Origin of the sequence: Verrucomicrobium sp. BvORR106 (assembly GCF_000739655.1) — a bacterium.
GTDB lineage: Bacteria > Verrucomicrobiota > Verrucomicrobiia > Verrucomicrobiales > Verrucomicrobiaceae > Verrucomicrobium.
This window is the reverse complement of sequence record NZ_BATR01000147.1, coordinates 23,505-38,642: the sequence shown is the minus strand read 5'-3', so window position 1 is coordinate 38,642 and position 15,138 is coordinate 23,505. Positions and strand designations below refer to the sequence as shown.

General features: G+C 62.1%; 11 protein-coding genes. 1 reads left to right on the top strand and 10 read right to left on the bottom strand.

The annotated features are described in order from the left end of the window. The 10 genes from BV106_RS26675 to BV106_RS26630 form a co-directional block, all read right to left on the bottom strand. On the bottom strand, window positions 1-1,631 hold a 1,631-nt coding region (locus BV106_RS26675; RefSeq protein WP_038169833.1), incomplete at its 3' end, for a c-type cytochrome domain-containing protein. A 38-nt stretch (window positions 1,632-1,669) separates the two neighbouring features. Continuing rightward, window positions 1,670-2,701, bottom strand: coding sequence for a metallophosphoesterase (locus tag BV106_RS26670; RefSeq protein WP_265596101.1), 1,032 nt, complete (start codon window positions 2,699-2,701; stop codon window positions 1,670-1,672). A gap of 26 nt (window positions 2,702-2,727) precedes the next feature. Then, window positions 2,728-4,989 (bottom strand): hypothetical protein, encoded by a 2,262-nt coding sequence (locus BV106_RS26665; RefSeq protein WP_038169832.1) that lies wholly within the window; start codon window positions 4,987-4,989, stop codon window positions 2,728-2,730. Window positions 4,990-5,002: 13 nt separating this feature from the next. Next, window positions 5,003-7,228, bottom strand: coding sequence for a DUF1549 and DUF1553 domain-containing protein (locus tag BV106_RS26660; RefSeq protein WP_038169830.1), 2,226 nt, complete (start codon window positions 7,226-7,228; stop codon window positions 5,003-5,005). A gap of 756 nt (window positions 7,229-7,984) precedes the next feature. After that, complete coding sequence (locus tag BV106_RS26655; RefSeq protein ID WP_051946369.1) at window positions 7,985-8,947, bottom strand: alpha/beta hydrolase; 963 nt, start codon at window positions 8,945-8,947, stop codon at window positions 7,985-7,987. 89 nt (window positions 8,948-9,036) lie between these two features. Beyond that, window positions 9,037-9,756: a hypothetical protein gene (locus tag BV106_RS26650; protein WP_038169828.1), complete on the bottom strand. Its 720-nt coding sequence runs from the start codon at window positions 9,754-9,756 to the stop codon at window positions 9,037-9,039. 508 nt (window positions 9,757-10,264) lie between these two features. Beyond that, window positions 10,265-10,924 carry a hypothetical protein gene (locus BV106_RS26645; protein ID WP_265596100.1) on the bottom strand — a complete coding sequence of 220 codons (660 nt, stop codon included), beginning with the start codon at window positions 10,922-10,924 and terminating at the stop codon, window positions 10,265-10,267. A 510-nt stretch (window positions 10,925-11,434) separates the two neighbouring features. Continuing rightward, entirely contained in the window at window positions 11,435-12,151 is a 717-nt protein-coding gene (locus BV106_RS26640) for a hypothetical protein (protein WP_038169823.1), read from the bottom strand. Between the two features lie 518 nt (window positions 12,152-12,669). Continuing rightward, a complete protein-coding gene (gene sufU / locus BV106_RS26635) occupies window positions 12,670-13,167 on the bottom strand; it encodes a Fe-S cluster assembly sulfur transfer protein SufU (protein ID WP_038169821.1) in 498 nt (165 codons plus the stop codon). Between the two features lie 51 nt (window positions 13,168-13,218). Continuing rightward, window positions 13,219-14,448 (bottom strand): cysteine desulfurase, encoded by a 1,230-nt coding sequence (locus BV106_RS26630; protein WP_038169844.1) that lies wholly within the window; start codon window positions 14,446-14,448, stop codon window positions 13,219-13,221. Between the two features lie 154 nt (window positions 14,449-14,602). On the opposite strand from BV106_RS26630, the gene BV106_RS26625 reads away from it, so the two are divergent. Further along, the gene (locus tag BV106_RS26625; RefSeq protein WP_265596099.1) at window positions 14,603-15,130 is read left to right on the top strand and encodes a hypothetical protein; all 528 of its coding nucleotides are present in this window, start codon (window positions 14,603-14,605) and stop codon (window positions 15,128-15,130) included. Window positions 15,131-15,138 lie beyond the last annotated feature (8 nt).

The window sequence follows — 15,138 nt, the reverse complement described above, 5'->3', positions numbered from 1 at the left end:
TGGGTCAATTTCCAGCCTGGAATGGCCCCGGTGGTACGATTGGCGGCACGGGTGACGACAAAGGTCCCGTCGGGACCGGCCGTCAGGCTCGCGGTGGTTGTTTCCTTGCTGCTGGCATCCAGTGCGGTGCCGCTGGCGACTGCCCAGAGACGAATGGAGCCGTCCTCCAGCGCGACCGCGATCTGCTGGCTGTCGGCAGAGAAAGCCAGGGCGACTGGGGGCGATGAGGGTTTGGCGGCTTCTTTCTTGAGCGCGTTCATCTCTCCCGTCACCTTGGCGGTGGTGGCTTGGGAGGCGGCCAGGGCCGACTTGGCGGAGGCGACGGCGTCGGCATTCCGGGTCTTGGTGTCCGTGATGCGTTTCACCTCATCCTGCGCGTCCTTCAGGTTGCTCTCTGCGGCGGAGACGGCCGCCAGTGCGGAGGTCTCCGTCATGCGGGTGGTGATGAGCTTGTCCTGCGCATCCTTGAGTGACTTCACCAGGGCCGGGTCGGGCTTGTCAGCGGGAAGTGCGGCCAGCTTGGCGGCGGCTTCATCCACGGCCTTTTGCGCCAGGTCCTTGGCGTCGGTCGTGGGCTTCACGGCCTTCTGCTTGTCGGGGACGAGTTTTTGCATGGCCGTGATGGTCTCGTTGGCCTTCTTCAGCAACTCCTCCAGCGCCTTGTTCTGGGCTTCGATCCGGGCGACTTCCGCATTTTGGAAGGCCTGCTCCAGGGTTTGCAACCCCAAGGCCCACTCCAGGCTGGCAGTTTGCCGGAGATCGGCATAGGTGCCGCGCAGCTCCAAGGTGGGCTTGGCGGCCCCAGTTTCCCATAACCTGACCACACCGTCCGCGCTGGCGGTGGCGATTAGCGCTCTCTGAGGGGCGGCGATGCTGCAGGTGATTTTGCTTTTGATGGTTTCCTCGCTCTTCTTCAGCCACACGGGGTCCACCGGGGCGGGGGCGGGGGCGGGGGACGGCGTTGTCGTAGTCGCCGCAGGGGAGGGGGCTAGCTGCCAGAGCTTCGCTTCGCGAAAACTGCCGCTCGCCAGCCGCGTGCCGTCCGGGCTGAAGGCAAGGGTTTGCACCATGCCGCGGTGGGCGGCCTTCTCTGGGGCAGCGGCGTCGTGCAACTCGGACACCAGCTGCCGCGTGGCGAGGTCGTAGATGAAGATCCGGTTGGACCTGCCGCAGGCGGCGTAGCGACCGTCTTGGGTGACGGCCACGGCGTAGATGGGGTGCACGCCGGCAGCGAGGGGTTGCCACTGCACCTGCCGGACCTCCTGCTGGGCCATCGGAGCGCCCTGGTCGATCCACAGTTTCAGCAGCTCGATTTCGCCAGGGGTGAGATTGACCGCGCCCGACTTGTTGTTGGCCGGGGGCATCTCCATGTCATTCTGGTGGCGTGAGGCCAGGACCACCAGGCTCTCTGCCCCCTTTCCGGGAAGCAGGGCGGGACCGGAGTCGCCGCCTGCCTTCATGGCGTCCGGGGTCTCCATGTTCAGACCGGCCTTGGTGGTGGTCTTGTTGTGGCAGGAGATGCAGTTCGCTTTGAGAAAGGGCTGTACGTCCTTGTAGAACTCAAGCGGTTCACCGGCTGCCTGCGCAGCGGTGGCCAGAATCAGAGGGAAGGCAGCCAGGGGAAGTTTCACGAGATGGAAAAGGGAAATAACGAAAACGTAAAGGGACGTCAGACTGTCGGTGGCGGGAGCACCTCGATGACAAGATGGGCCCCCGTGGCATTGGCACCGGCGACCACCTGGGGGATGCCGTTGAGGACGTCCAGAGTGGCCTTGTGCGTGTGCCCGGCGAAGACGCCCAAGAGATTGGGGGCGGCGAAGACTTCGCGGTGAAATTCCAGGGTCACGGCGGTGTGCCCCTCCTGCCGCCAGGGAGGGCGACGTTCAATGGTGAAGCCCTTGTCCACCTTGGCACCCCAGGCAGGATGGCCGCAGCCGAAGCCGACCGGCCGTCCCGGTGCGTAGAGGGGGATGTGCACCATCAGCACGAGGGGCTTGCCCGTGGCCACCTGGGCCTTGAAGAAGGCCAATTGCTCCGGCTGGATCTCATAGGTGGAGTTGTCCAACATGACCACGCGCACGCCGCCGACATCCAGGACCGACATGAGCGGATCATGCCCTTGATGCAGGGGGCGCAGGCGCTTTTCACTCCATTCCTTGCGGAGCTCTGCCGAGGTGCCCGGCAGACCCTCGTAGTGCCAGTCGTGATTGCCCGCGGTGTAACGCCAGGGAATGCTCAAAGGCGTGAGCCGGGACTGGACCCACTCAATGGCAGCCTCGGAAGGGAAGCTGACGATATCTCCCACCAGGAACAGGGCGGCGGCATGCTCTTTCTGGGCTGTCTGAAGAGTTTCCTCGAAACACGCCTCGGGCTGGGTGGGCTGGAGGGTGCGGAAGTGCCGGGTCTGGTTGTACGCCTTGGCCATGCGGCCGCTGTATTCGCGGAAGGGGGCGCCGCGCTCGTCATCGCGAAACAGATGGGTGTCGGCCAGCATGACGACCTTCACCGGTTGGGTCACCTGGGGGCTGTACAAACGGACGCGGACCTCATCGATGGCGAATCCGGCGCGCAGTGAGCCGGTTGCGGACGGAGCAGCGGCATCAGGGGCGGCGCCCTGCGTGCAGACGGGACCCAGAATGGAGCCAGCCGTGACTGCCTGCAGGAGCCGGCGTCTCGTCATGATGGATTGCGGGGACTTCATGGAAGCGGCAACGGAGTTCAGCCGGATCAAGGCTGGCTGGAGACGGCTGCGGTAGCGGCTGCCACGGGGGCGGGTTTAACGGAGAGGCGGATGGGGGCGGAGACGATGATGTCCACGGTGTCCCGTGGTTCCGCAGTGGTGGAGACAGCTTTCATTCTCTTGGTGGCCTCAGCCATCAAGGTGCCGGCCTGTTGGGCCTTGGCCGCGGCAGCTTTGGCAGCGGCGGCATCGGTGGCGGCGATTTTCTTGGCTTCCTCAGCGGCGGCTTGGGCCAGCAGCTCGGCCTTCTTTTGCTCCGCCTCGGCCAGGGGCACGGCGGCGGGATTGTAGCGGTACTTGCTCACGGCGGTGCCATAGAGGGCCAGGGCGTGCTCTCCCACCGGGAGCTTCAACGCGGCGAGGTCGAGCGTGAGCGTGGTTGTCTCCGCCTTCATGGGGATGTCTATTTCCTTCAACCCGGCAAAGCCGTCGCCATAGGCCCTGAGCTTGAGAGAGGTGCCGGTGAACTCATTGCGCCAGGTGATCTTCAGCGGAATCGTCACCGTGGTGCCAACGGTGGCCTCCACCACCTTGCTGTCGGCGGGTTCGATGGTGAGTGGAGCGGGCTCAGAGTTGCTCACTGAGACAGGCACATCGGCCATGAGACGAGGCGCGGGGATTTCCCCCTTCGCATCCTTGACCGGCCATTTCATGGTGGCCATGCGGCAGGAGCGGGTGGTTTCCTGGCCGTTGATGAGGGCTTTGCCCGTGATCGTGGCCAGGGAGAAGGCATCGGTGGCATCGCTGGCGGCGGTGAGGACGAGGTGACCGTAGGTCTTGCCGGCGCCGATCTTCAGGCCGCTGGCGGTGACTCCTGCCGGGAGCCCCTCCATGGAGAGCTGGATCTCCCCGTCGAAGCCATCGCGACGCTGGGTGACCACCTCAAAGACCCGGGACTCACCCGCGCGCAGGGCCATGGGCTTGGAAAGGGCGGCCCGGTCCCCGTTGCGCAGAGTCATGTGCACACCCCAGGCGGCCAGGGAGAAGTCGGGGGCGGCTTTCCGGACCAGAAGCCGGTACTCATTGTCCGGATCGCTGCGGGTGCCGCCAAAGAGATCCCGCAATTGCAGCCGGTAGGTGCCGTCCTCTTTTACCTCGAACTTCCCGTTCACATCGGGAGAGCCGGCATTGTACGGCGGGCCGTCATAGGCGTAGCCGTTGGAGGAGAGCTTCATCGGGCTGGCGATGTCGTAGAGCTCCGCCACATCGGTGAGCGTCTCTTTGCCATCCGCCTGCTTCACCTGCTGCACCAAGACGAAGGGATCCGTGTCGCGGCCGAGGCGCTCGGAGGCCACCTCCACCCACCAAGTTTCGCCTTTCTTGGCCGCAAACTCAAAGGTGTCCACATCTGCGGCGGGGTAGAAGTTCCCGCCGATATCGCAGGGCAGGGTGATCTTCTGGGTTTCGGGGGCACGGTTGTTGGGCTCTGTTTCCCGGCTGGCAGGTGTGGCGGCCAGACCGGAGGGAGGCCAGGACATGGCGCTCACGCTCTGTGTCTCGGGTTGGCGGGGCAGGGGTGTCTTGCCATTGGCTGCCTGCAAGGCGAGCCGGTAGAAGTAGCGTTCACCGCCCTGGAAAGTGAGGTCATTCACCTTGATGAGATAGCGGCCGTCGGCCGGGGGCGTGAAGTTCAGGCGTCCACCGGTGCGGTTCACCAGCAGATCCCGTCCTTGGGCATCGGCGATGACCACCACGGGGGTCAGTCGTGAATCGATGCCTGCCGCCGCGCAATCTACGACGATGGCTTGTCCCTGCCGGGCTTGGAAGGCATAGTGATCGACCGCCCGTTTCGTCATGCTGGCGTTGCAGATCGAGTCGAGTTCCAGCGGCAGGGCCGTCTCCACGGTGTTGTTGGCCGCGGTGCGAGTTATTTCCTTGAGGTTGCTCACGGCAAAGGCCCGGACGGAGGAGATGCCGAGTCTGGAGAGGACTCTAGCATCATGCACCCCGGCAGGGGTACCCGGGGCCACGGTGACGAGGAACTTGCTCGGTACGGAGGTGCCGTCTGAGCTCGTCACCGGGTGGGCGGTGATCTGCGGGGTGGAGAAGAGCAGCGCGGTGACTTCCTCCAGGTTTTCCCCTGTGAGAGTGATTTCCACGGACCCGCCGGAGGGGGCACCCATGGGCATGAGGGTGAGCAGTCGGGGCAGCGGCAGGGTGACCTGCTGCGCCTGGGAGGGTGAAGACGCTGCGAACCATACGGAAACCGCGACGCCCAGAGTGGGGAGGGACAAGTGCCTGCTGATCATGAAAGGGGAGCGGTTAGTGGTTGTAGAGAAACTCTTTGGTGTTCACGAGCGCCCAGATGAGGTCCTCGTAGCCCTGTTTGAGGGCTTGGGCGGCAGGGAGCGGCTTGTCTTGCGCATCCGGCCGCGGCTTGAGCAGGTGGGTCTCGCTGAGTCGGATTTCTTCAGCGGTGGGCTCGCGGGAGAGGGCGGCCTGATAAAGCTCGCGAATGCGGTCGGGCACAGATTTCTCCGCCTTGCTCAGGCGATCGGCGCGACCGTTGCCCACAGCCAGCTTGGCCTTCACATCCGCGGCGTTCATGAGGTGCAGGCTCTGGGCCAGGCTGGAGGATTGCACACGCTCGCACTCGCACACGCTGGCCCCTTCAGGACGGCCGAAGACTTTCAGGAAGGGGGAGGCGCGGTTGTAACTGTTGTCCGGCAGGGAGATGGCGCGAGTGCCGGGCGGAAGGTCGGCGAAGTCGGACTGGGCGCCTGTCACCTGGTTGATGGCATCCAGCAACACCTCGGCCTGCATCCGCTTGGGATAGAAGTGGGAGAAGTTCTGCCGGTCCACCGCATTGTGATCATTGGGCATGGTACTGAGCTGGTAGGTCTGGCTGCGCGTGATGACCCGCACGACCTCCTTCAGGTCGAACCCACTTTCGACGAAGTGCTTGGCCAGGTCGCTGAGCAGCGCCGGATTGGTCGCGGGATTGGAATCGCGGATATCATCCTCTGGTTCGATGAGCCCACGCTTGAAGAAGTGCTTCCAGTAGCGGTTCACCAGGGCAGTGGCGAAGAAGGGGTTGTCCTTGGCTCCCATCCAGTCGGCAAGTTGCAGGCGCGGATCGTCATCGGGGGCGATGTCCAGGATGGGTCCACCCAGCGCGGCAGGTTTCACTGGCGTGCGGCTCTTCTTGTTCTCCAACTGGGCCGTGCCCCGCTTGTGGAAGATGAGGTCCTCTCCGGCGATCGCGGTAGGCTTGCGACCCACCTGGCTGAAGAAGGCGGAGAGGCTGTAGTAGTCCTGCTGGCTCCATCGCTCAAAGGGATGGTGATGGCACTGCGCACACTGCATGCGCACGCCCAGGAAGAGTTGCGCCACATCTTCTTGCTGCAGGTGGGGTTCCTTCACGCGCTTGTACCAGGCCACGGGGGGATTGGAGACGATGGTGCCGGTGGCGGCCAGGATCTGGCGCACGATGTCGTCATAGGGACGGTTGGCCAGGAGGCTGTCCCGCATCCAGGCGTGGAAGGCAAAGTTCGCGGTAATATCGGCCGCGTCATCGCGCTTGTTCTTGAGGAGGGCCGTCCACTTGTTGGCGAAGTAGTCGGCATAGTCCGGACTGCTCAAGAGCGACTCGATGGCTTGATCCCGCTTGTCTGGTGCTTGGGAAGTTTGGAACGCCTGGACCTCTTCCAGCGTCGGCAGTCGGCCTGCGATGTCGAGGGAGACGCGACGCAGGAAGGTGGCATCGTCAGCTACTGGCGAAGGCGGGATGCCGATGCGCTTGAGATTGGCAAAGACATGCTCATCCACGAAGTTCTTCGCAGGAGGCAGGGCCTCGACGGGCGCTCCCAAGGGAATGGTCACGCTGAAGACGGAGACCTGCCCGGCGTAGCGCACCATTACCGCCACGTTGCCAGGGATGTCTTGTGTGGTCACCAGTCCTTCCTCGGTCGTCTCCGCCATGCTCTTGTCATTGGCTTCGTAGAGGGACAGGGAGGTGACGTCACGTGTCGAGCCATCGGTGAATCGGGCGGTGACTTTGAGCTGCTGCGTCGTCTTGGCCTTCATGGACAGGACGGCAGGCTCCACGGCGATGCTCGCCAGCTTGGCATCTTCAGGACGGCCGTAGGCCATGCCTTCGCGGATCCAGCGGACGAGCGTGGCGTACTCGTGCGAAGCGGGGTCCAGTTTCTTGCCACCGCCGTGAGGGACAATGTTGGCGGCCTTCAGCACCAGCAGGCTCTGCTCTGGCGCAGCGGGGAAGACGCGGCGGCCCTTGCCCTCTTTGACGATGTATTCGTAGTCTTCCTGGGGCTCGAAGCCGAGCAGGGAGAGGCGGAATCCTCGCTGTCCGGTGCCCGCCTTGGCATGACATCCGCCGGAGTTGCATCCTGCTTTTGTCAGGATGGGCTCGATGTCGTTGACGAAGTTGAGAGGCAGGTTTTTTTGAGGTGCCTCGGTGGCCTCAGCGGCAGGGGTGTTGAGGGTGAAGCAGAACAGCGCCGTCGCGATGAATCCCCATCTTCCCATGGAGGGGTGTGGGCGGGTGCATCTTGGGCTGGGGATATGCCGTTGCGGGATCTGTCTGTCCATCAGGACAAACATACGGAATCAGCAGGCGTGATCTGGCGTGGTGCGGAAGGATGCCCAGCGGAGAGGGGATAAAACGGGCTAATTTGAGGGGGTGACGGGATAAATGCGTAGGGAGCCGTCACAAAAAGTCAGGGCTGGGGAGGCGGAAATGGGAGTGGGGGAGGAGTGATGGAGTGATGGAGCGCGTGCCGAAGGAAAGGTAGAAGAGCCGTCTCGGCTCTTGGTTGCGGCGTGAGGGGGCGGGGATGGACGTGGAGGTGTTGAAGGCGATGGGGAGGGAGAGGGTGAAGTAGGCCTCCAGACCTTGGGTTTATCGAAGCTTGGTGATCAGGCGTGAAGCAGTAGATTGCAGACGCTTTAGCTAGTGCCTCCTCACGTCGACAACTACAGGGGCGCTGGGTGGTTGGTGACCAAATACCAGTGGGTGAGAGAAGAGGCGTGAGCCATCGGGGTGGGTGCGGATACGGAAGGTGTTTGAGGATGCCTTCTGCCGTATGACCGCCAAGGTCGGTCGTAGTTGTCGACGTGAGGAGGCACTAAATTCCCGGTATGCGATGCTTGGATCGTGGCATGCGTCCGCGTGCCCAAGGGGGGCTCTATGGCCGAGGGGGTGGCAGTATCAAATGTCCCTGTCGGCCCGGCCAACACCTTTGCTTCCTGATGAGGAATAAGCTTCCCGAGCATCTATGAGCCTTATGGCCCGACCAGAATGGGCTCGGTGGAGATCTCTGATTTCACGCCGCGGAGCTGCCACTCCAGGTACTGGAAGATGCGCTTGTTGAGTTCGTCGCTGTGGAAGTTGTGTCCGCCGTTGGTAAGAGGAATCAACAGGGAGGTGACGGCTGCCTGTTTAAGGGCTTTGTCGATCAAGGTCGCGTGTTCGAAGCTGACGCGCAGGTCTTTGGTGCCGTGGGCGGTCAGGACTGGCGGATCGTCGGCCGAGACGTAAGTGACGGGAGAGGCTGCCTTGCCGGAGACGGTACGGTCGCCCTCGCCCAGGAGGCCCACGACGGCGGGATCGTCCAGTGCGGAGACCATCTGGCCGTCTTTGTTCATGAGGGGCAGGGTGAGGTCTTCGGGGCCGCAGAAGTTGACGACGCAGGTGACTTTGCTGCTTTGGCTCGTGAAAGGGCCGAGATCGCCCTCGAGTTCCTTGACGCCGCCGGAAGTGCCCAGCAGGGAGACAAGATGCCCGCCGGCGGATCCTCCCCAGACTGCGATGCGGTCTGGATCAAGGTTGTATTTGGCGGCATTCCCGCGAATCCACCGGATGGCGGCCTTGCAGTCATAGATCTGCGCCGGCCACTTGGCTTCGGTGCTCATGCGGTAGCCTACGGAGATGCCCGCGTAGTTGGCGTTGAGCAACAGGCCGCCGAGAGCTCCGGCGGCGCTTTTGCGATCGCCACCGATCCAGGCTCCGCCGTGGATGAACACGACCACCGGCAGGGGCGTGGTGACGGTGCGATTCTTGGGGACGTACAAGTCCACCATCTGCCGGGGATTGGTGTTGCCCGCGTAGGGAAGGTCGAAGTGCGCCTCGATGGGGTGATTGCCGATCCGTTCCAAGATCACCTCATTGGTAATCGGAGGGGCTCCGAAGGTGGGGAGGGTGGGCAGGAGCAGGGCCAGCAGCAGGCCGCGGTGGAGGAGATTCATGCAGGGGAGAAGACGACAGGTGGGGCGGGGAAGTTACAATTGGGTGGTGAGGAGGTGTGAGTGGCACCGTTGGGAGCATTCCCGCTACCTTAGCGTGCATACCCAAAACAGACGATCAACACCCGTGCCGAACCAGGGCGGGCGATCAGATCGGCTCCGGCACTCAGCTCGTAGAACACGGCATCGGGAGCCAGAGGATCGCAGCCAAGCTCGGCGGGAAGGTCTCCTACGCGATAGGGCGACGTTTGCAGTCGTACTTTGCGCTCGATGGAGGGCTGACGGGATCCGACATACTGCCGCAGGGACTCGGGATCGAGCTCGAAGGAACAGTACTCTCTGATGCCCACCATGGCACGGGCAAACGTGGTGCTCCCCAGCGGGTGATAAGCGAGGTAGTTCCGATGCTCCTGTGGCAGAGGCGCTTTGCTGAGACGCTCGATCCGTCGCTGGGAGGTGTGAGGCTCGCGAACCTGAGACCAGATCATGATCACGGTCAGTGCCAGGAGCGGGCCAGCGACGGCGATCAGGAATCGGCGGCGGCAGTCCAGCGCCAGAGGGAGGAAGAGGAAAGTCAGCCCAATCGGGCAGATGAGCGACCCCAGGGCGGGGACGATCCCGTGAATCAGCGGTCCCGGAGCCTGTCGGAGGATGAAACCGATGTTGTTCCACGAACCTGAGGAGCTGGCGAGAAGCACGAGGTCCGCCAGATAGAAGGCGGAGAGGTAAAGTCCCACGCAACCAAAGAACACCGGCCAGCCCGCCGGATGGCAGGTGCGTTTGGGGAGGAGGACGGGCGGAGGTTGTTTCATCGGGCTCCCGCCAGCATGCCGAAGTGGCGATGCAGAGGGAAGACCGGAGGTGTGAATTCGACGTGAAGGAGTTGTGAGGGTTTGGTGAAGGGGAGTGGTGGAGTGGTGGAGTGGTGGAGTGGTGGTGGGGGCGTCAGTCAGCGGGTTGAGGCGGGAAGGGGGTGAAGGAAACTACGAGAATTCGCCGAAGGGAATGTAGAAGAGCCGTCCCGGCACTTGGTGGCGCGGGTGACGGACGTGGGGGAGTTGATGGCGGTGGGGAGGGAGAGGATGAAGTCTGCCTCCACACCTGAGGCTCTGCCGCCCCTGATACCCAGGGTGTGACTCGCTTAGGGCTCGTCCAACCCTGGGCTGAGGTAGATATCCCCTTCAGGGATAGGCTGCTATTGTGCGAGCTATGTCAGGGACGTGGGGGGCGCACGCATCTTGCGTGCTGTTCCAGGCATCTTGCCGGGGGCGTCAGTCAGCGTGTTGTGGCCGACATTCAAGGGGAAGAACAGATGGCGGCTCAGTGTGGGATCTGCCACCAGATAACCAGGATATCCTGCGTGCCAGGACGCGTTACAACGAAACCCGAGTGATTGATTCGATAGACTTGGAGGTCCGGCTGGAGCAGGTTGGGTCTGAAATCAGATGGCACTTCTCCCAGAATGCGAACGTTTTGGGTTAGCCGGTCTTTGTAAAAGTCTTCTGACAACGTAAGTGTGTTGAGAAAGTCTCGATGGGCTTTGGGATTGAGCTGGAACGAGTAGTAGTCCCGAGTGCCCGTGAAGGGGTGGCTGAAAATGTTTGCTCCAAAGGGATGAAAGGAACGATAGTGCTTCGCATCCGGTGGTACAGGGGTTCGGGTGAATTTCTGATAGCGAGCCTTGGACGTATGAGGAGGGGCTTGCGAGTAGAGCATCAGTCCTGCAAGGCATAGAAGGGGGCAGGATGCGGCAATGAGTCGGCTCCGTCGAGTGGGAGGAGCGATCTCAATCAAAGGCACCGCGATCACCAAGGGGCATGCGAGGGACAGCAAGGCCATGGGGAGCGATCTGATGAAAGAGGTGCCGGCATTCTGCAAGGCAAAGCCGAGATCCTTCCAGTCCTCAAAACTGGTGGAAAAGAGGATGATGTCCGGAAGATAGTAGGCGAGGAAGTACAACAGTGCTGAGCCGAAGAACACCTTGCCTCCCGAGATGCTGTGACGGGGCGAGGGTTTTGATTCGGGAGGGGGATGAGGGGCGAGATGTTGTTTTATAGGCTTTTCAAGAGCATTGCGAATGGACGTGCGGCTGAGAAGCCTTGAGGTGTGAATTCGAGGTGAGTGTTGTGTGAGTATTTTGTGAATGGGGGATGGATCGGTGCGCGGGTGACTGTCGTGGGGCAATGGATTCCGGAGGCATCCCAGCCATTAGCCAGGGGGTGAGCGTAGCGATACCCCTGGAGAACAAGAATCTGCGTTCACCCAGGAGGGTGACAGCAACTCCGCGTGCTGATGGACATCGCTGGCATCCACTCCGGGATGCAATACTCATCTTCATCTTCCGGAGGTGTCAGTCGCTACGCTCCTTCAACCATCCGGCTAATGGCTGCAATGCCTCCGGCATCGGGTAGCCCGGCCCGGTGCCCACAGGCGCATCAATCACACTTGGCGTGCGGTCCTCATGCTTCCTCGGACTGAGTCATCGCCAAGTTAGTGAGGAGGAGAATAGTAAATGATCAGTATGCGTGACGACGCTGGATGCGTGACAATATCGGTATCCCATCCGGCGGGGTACACGACCAAGTCAGGAGATTGCAGATCATAGGCAATCTCTGGCGGCATGTCCGCATGACGCCCTAACGGGCTTTGCAGTTGAAGCTTGCGTTCTTCCGAGGGATGAAGGTTGCCGAGGAATGTTTTCCTGGATTCAGAATCAAGATGGAAACTGTAGTAATCGCGTATGCCGGAACCGATGCGAACCAGCAAGTTGGAGCCCTGAGGGTGATATGCCAAGTAGCGGTCGTGAGCTGCTGGTAGTGGTATCTTCAGTTGTTGAGCCAGTCGATCCTTTGATGTGCTGGGACTGGTGAACGCCATGTAGACCATTAGAATTGAGAGGATCAACATCGGGGCCACCAGAGCGACCATGAGTCTGCGGTGGGATTGGAAGGCGATGGGGATGAACAAGAGTGTAAGCCCCAGGGGGCAGAATAATGAGATGAAGCCGGCAAACGCCCCCTTGGCCAGCGTTTCGCCAGCATACCGTTTTACGACAGCAAAATCGGACCAGTTCTCAAAGCTGCTAGTCAGGAGAATGACGTCTCCAAGCAAGTATGACGCGAAGTAGATTGTCAACGCGCCGAGGAAGATTGGCCATACGGCGGGGTGGGGAGTTTGGTGGGAATCGGCTTCGGACGGTTGCTTCATGATGTTGCAGGAAGCATGTCGAAGTGGCGATGCAGTGTGAAGTCCTGAGGTGTGAATTAGACGTGAAGGGTTCGTGAGGGTTTGGTGAAGGGGGAGTGGGGCGGAGGATGGAGTGGTGGCGTCAGTCAGCGCTTTGTGGCGGGAAGGGCGTTATAGAAAACATCCGCCTGCGCTGGAGGGAATGTAGAAGAGCCGTCCCGGCTCTTGGGTGTGCGGGACGACGCGGGTGACGGTCGTGGGGGGAGTTGATGGCGTCGGCCTCCACACCGTCTTTCCCAAGGTTGAACTGCAACCTTAGCAGGCAAAGGGACGTCGCTGGCATCCACTCCGGGATGCAATACTCACCTTGACCTTCCGGAGGTGTCAGTCGCTACGCTCCTTCAACCATCCGGCTAATGGCTTTGATGCCTCCGGCATCGGGTTTCGAGAGCGACTGATCTTCGGGCTAGCTGACCTTGCAGCAGGCCAGCGGCCTGCGCTCCCCAGTGCACTAATGCGCGGTGTTACAAGGCTCCCGCTTACCCTTCGACCTCAGTCGTGACCACGCCTGCGGAGCCTTCGCGCAGGGCTTGCTCGAGGGCGCGCCAGGCGAGGGTGGCGCACTTCACGCGCTGGGGGAAGCGCCAGACGCCTTGGAGGAGTTGAAGATCACCCAGAATGTCGGGCGGGTTTTCGGTCTGCTTGGTGATCAGATCGTGGAAGGCGGCGATGAGTTCCTCCACCTCAGCGCGGCTGCGGCCTTTGGTCTTGATGGTCATGAGCGAGGCGGAGGCCTGGCTGATGGCACATCCCTGCCCGGTGAACTTGATGTCGGCCAGTTTCAGCCCGGTGTCCGCCAGTTTCACGGAGACCACGATCTCATCGCCGCAGGAGGGGTTGTCACCTTGAACCTTGACCACCTTCTCGCCAGCCTCGGTGGCGTCGGCCTCGGTCAGCTCACCGAAGTTGCGCGGGCGTCGGGAGTGGTCCAGCAGGACCTGCTGGTAGAGTTCTTCGAGGTCGGAGTTCGGGAGCATGGCGGGAAAGGGGAGGCTAAGGGAGAGAAGGAATCCGCGGATCGACTTCGATCAACTGAAGAATCGGGCGGCCTCCTGGAGGATGGTGATCATGCGATCGATCTCCTCCTTGGTGTTGTAGAAGTAGAAGCTGGCGCGGGAGGTGCCGGGCAGCTTGAACTTCTTCATGAGGGGCTGGTTGCAGTGATGCCCACCGCGAAGGGCGAGGCCGTAGCGGTCGGCATAGGTCGTGAGATCGTGAGGATGCGCGGACTCCATGACAAAGCCGACGAGCCCGCTGCGTTCACGCGGTCCGATGATACGGATGCCGGGCACATCGGCTTCCATGCGCTGCTGGGCATAGCGGACGAGTTCGCCATCGTGCGCCGCGATGTTCTGGCGGCCGATGTTTTCCAGATAGTCCACGGCGGCCCCAAGACCGACGGCGCCCGCGATGTTGGGCGTGCCTGCTTCAAACCGGTGGGGGGCTTCTTTGTAGGTGGCCTTCTGCAAGGACACGCTGACGATCATTTCCCCGCCGCCGTGGTAGGGAGGGGTCTTTTCCAAGACTTCGGCACGACCGTACAGGGCACCAATGCCGGTGGGGGCGCACATCTTGTGTCCGGAGAGGGCGAGGAAGTCGCATCCGAGGGCCTGCACATCCACGGGCAAGTGGCCGGCGCTCTGGGCGGCGTCCACCACCGAGATGGCTCCCACCGCACGGGCGGCACGGCAGAGGTCTGCCACGGGATTGACGGTTCCGAGCGAGTTTGAGATATGGGTGAAGGAGAAGATCTTCACCTCGGGGGTGAGCAGCTCGGGCAGCTTGCTCAGGTCCAGGGTGCCGTCTTCCAGCACGGGGACAAAGCGCAGGGTGGCTCCGGTGCGCTCGGCCAGCAGTTGCCAGGGCACGAGGTTGCTGTGGTGCTCCATCTCCGTGAGCAGGACCACGTCACCCTCCTTCACGTAGCGGGTGCCATAGGCCTGGGCCACGAGGTTGATGCCCTCCGTAGTGCCGCGGGTAAAGATGATCTCGTCTGCGCTGGCGGCATTCAGGAACTTGGCGACCTTGTTGCGCGCAGCTTCAAAGGCGTCGGTGGCCCGGGAGCTCAGCTCATGGAGCCCGCGATGCACGTTCGCGTTGTCGTGCTCATAATAGCGGCTCAAGGCGTCGATGACCTGCCGCGGTTTCTGGGAGCTGGCGGCACTGTCGAAATAGATGAGCGGATTCCCCCGCACCTCCTGGTGCAGGATGGGGAAATCGGCCCGCACGGCCGCCCAGTTGACGCTGTCTGATGTCATGGCGAGACACAAAGACCAGAAGACACAAGACACAAGACGGAACGCGGGAAAAAGCACCATCTGTACTCTGCTGGGCAGGGGCAGGTGGGGAAACGATATTGCCCGGTTGCGCAACCTTGACAGACCGGGGGCGTTTCACTTACGGATGTTCACGATGAACCTAAAGCTCAGCGCCCTGCTGCTCCTTGCCACCACCTCCTTCGCCACGGTCGCCGAGGCGAGACTGGGGGAGACGGTGGAACAGTGCATGGAGCGCTACGGTCCGGTGATCGAGCGCCGGTCGGCCGTGCTGGCAGCGAGCGATCCCGAGACGCTGGTCTTCAGCAAGTCCGGGGTGACCATCATCGTCGAGTATCGGGAGAGCAAGGCGTGGCTGATCAGCTACCGCAAGGTGAAGATGCTGGCCAACGAAGTGGAATCCCTCGTGTCCGCCAATGCCGGGGAAGGGCCGTGGAGCGGAAGCCTGAAGCTGAGCCTGGGCGAATGCCGGATCTCTGGTGACCGCACCCGGCTGGCCGTGCTGACGGAGATCCCTGGTTCCAAGCCCGGGCTGAATGTGACCGAGCTTCGGATCATGAGCCGGGAGTGGCTGACGGAGAATCGCTCCTCCTACGTCCAGAGGGCTGAGTCACCATCGACGTCACCGGATCGGCCCAAGGTGGATCCGCTGCCCGGATTCTGAGCCGGTAT

What these genes read in the sequence shown, in the direction of transcription:
- BV106_RS26660 (WP_038169830.1), bottom strand. Translation starts at nt 7,228, where the DNA reads ATGGGAAGATGGGGATTCATCGCGACGGCGCTGTTCTGCTTCACCCTC.
- BV106_RS26640 (WP_038169823.1), bottom strand. Translation starts at nt 12,151, where the DNA reads ATGAAGCAACCGTCCGAAGCCGATTCCCACCAAACTCCCCACCCCGCC.
- BV106_RS26650 (WP_038169828.1), bottom strand. Translation starts at nt 9,756, where the DNA reads ATGAAACAACCTCCGCCCGTCCTCCTCCCCAAACGCACCTGCCATCCG.
- BV106_RS26670 (WP_265596101.1), bottom strand. Translation starts at nt 2,701, where the DNA reads ATGAAGTCCCCGCAATCCATCATGACGAGACGCCGGCTCCTGCAGGCA.
- BV106_RS26630 (WP_038169844.1), bottom strand. Translation starts at nt 14,448, where the DNA reads ATGACATCAGACAGCGTCAACTGGGCGGCCGTGCGGGCCGATTTCCCC.
- BV106_RS26625 (WP_265596099.1), top strand. Translation starts at nt 14,603, where the DNA reads ATGAACCTAAAGCTCAGCGCCCTGCTGCTCCTTGCCACCACCTCCTTC.
- BV106_RS26665 (WP_038169832.1), bottom strand. Translation starts at nt 4,989, where the DNA reads ATGATCAGCAGGCACTTGTCCCTCCCCACTCTGGGCGTCGCGGTTTCC.
- sufU (WP_038169821.1), bottom strand. Translation starts at nt 13,167, where the DNA reads ATGCTCCCGAACTCCGACCTCGAAGAACTCTACCAGCAGGTCCTGCTG.
- BV106_RS26655 (WP_051946369.1), bottom strand. Translation starts at nt 8,947, where the DNA reads ATGAATCTCCTCCACCGCGGCCTGCTGCTGGCCCTGCTCCTGCCCACC.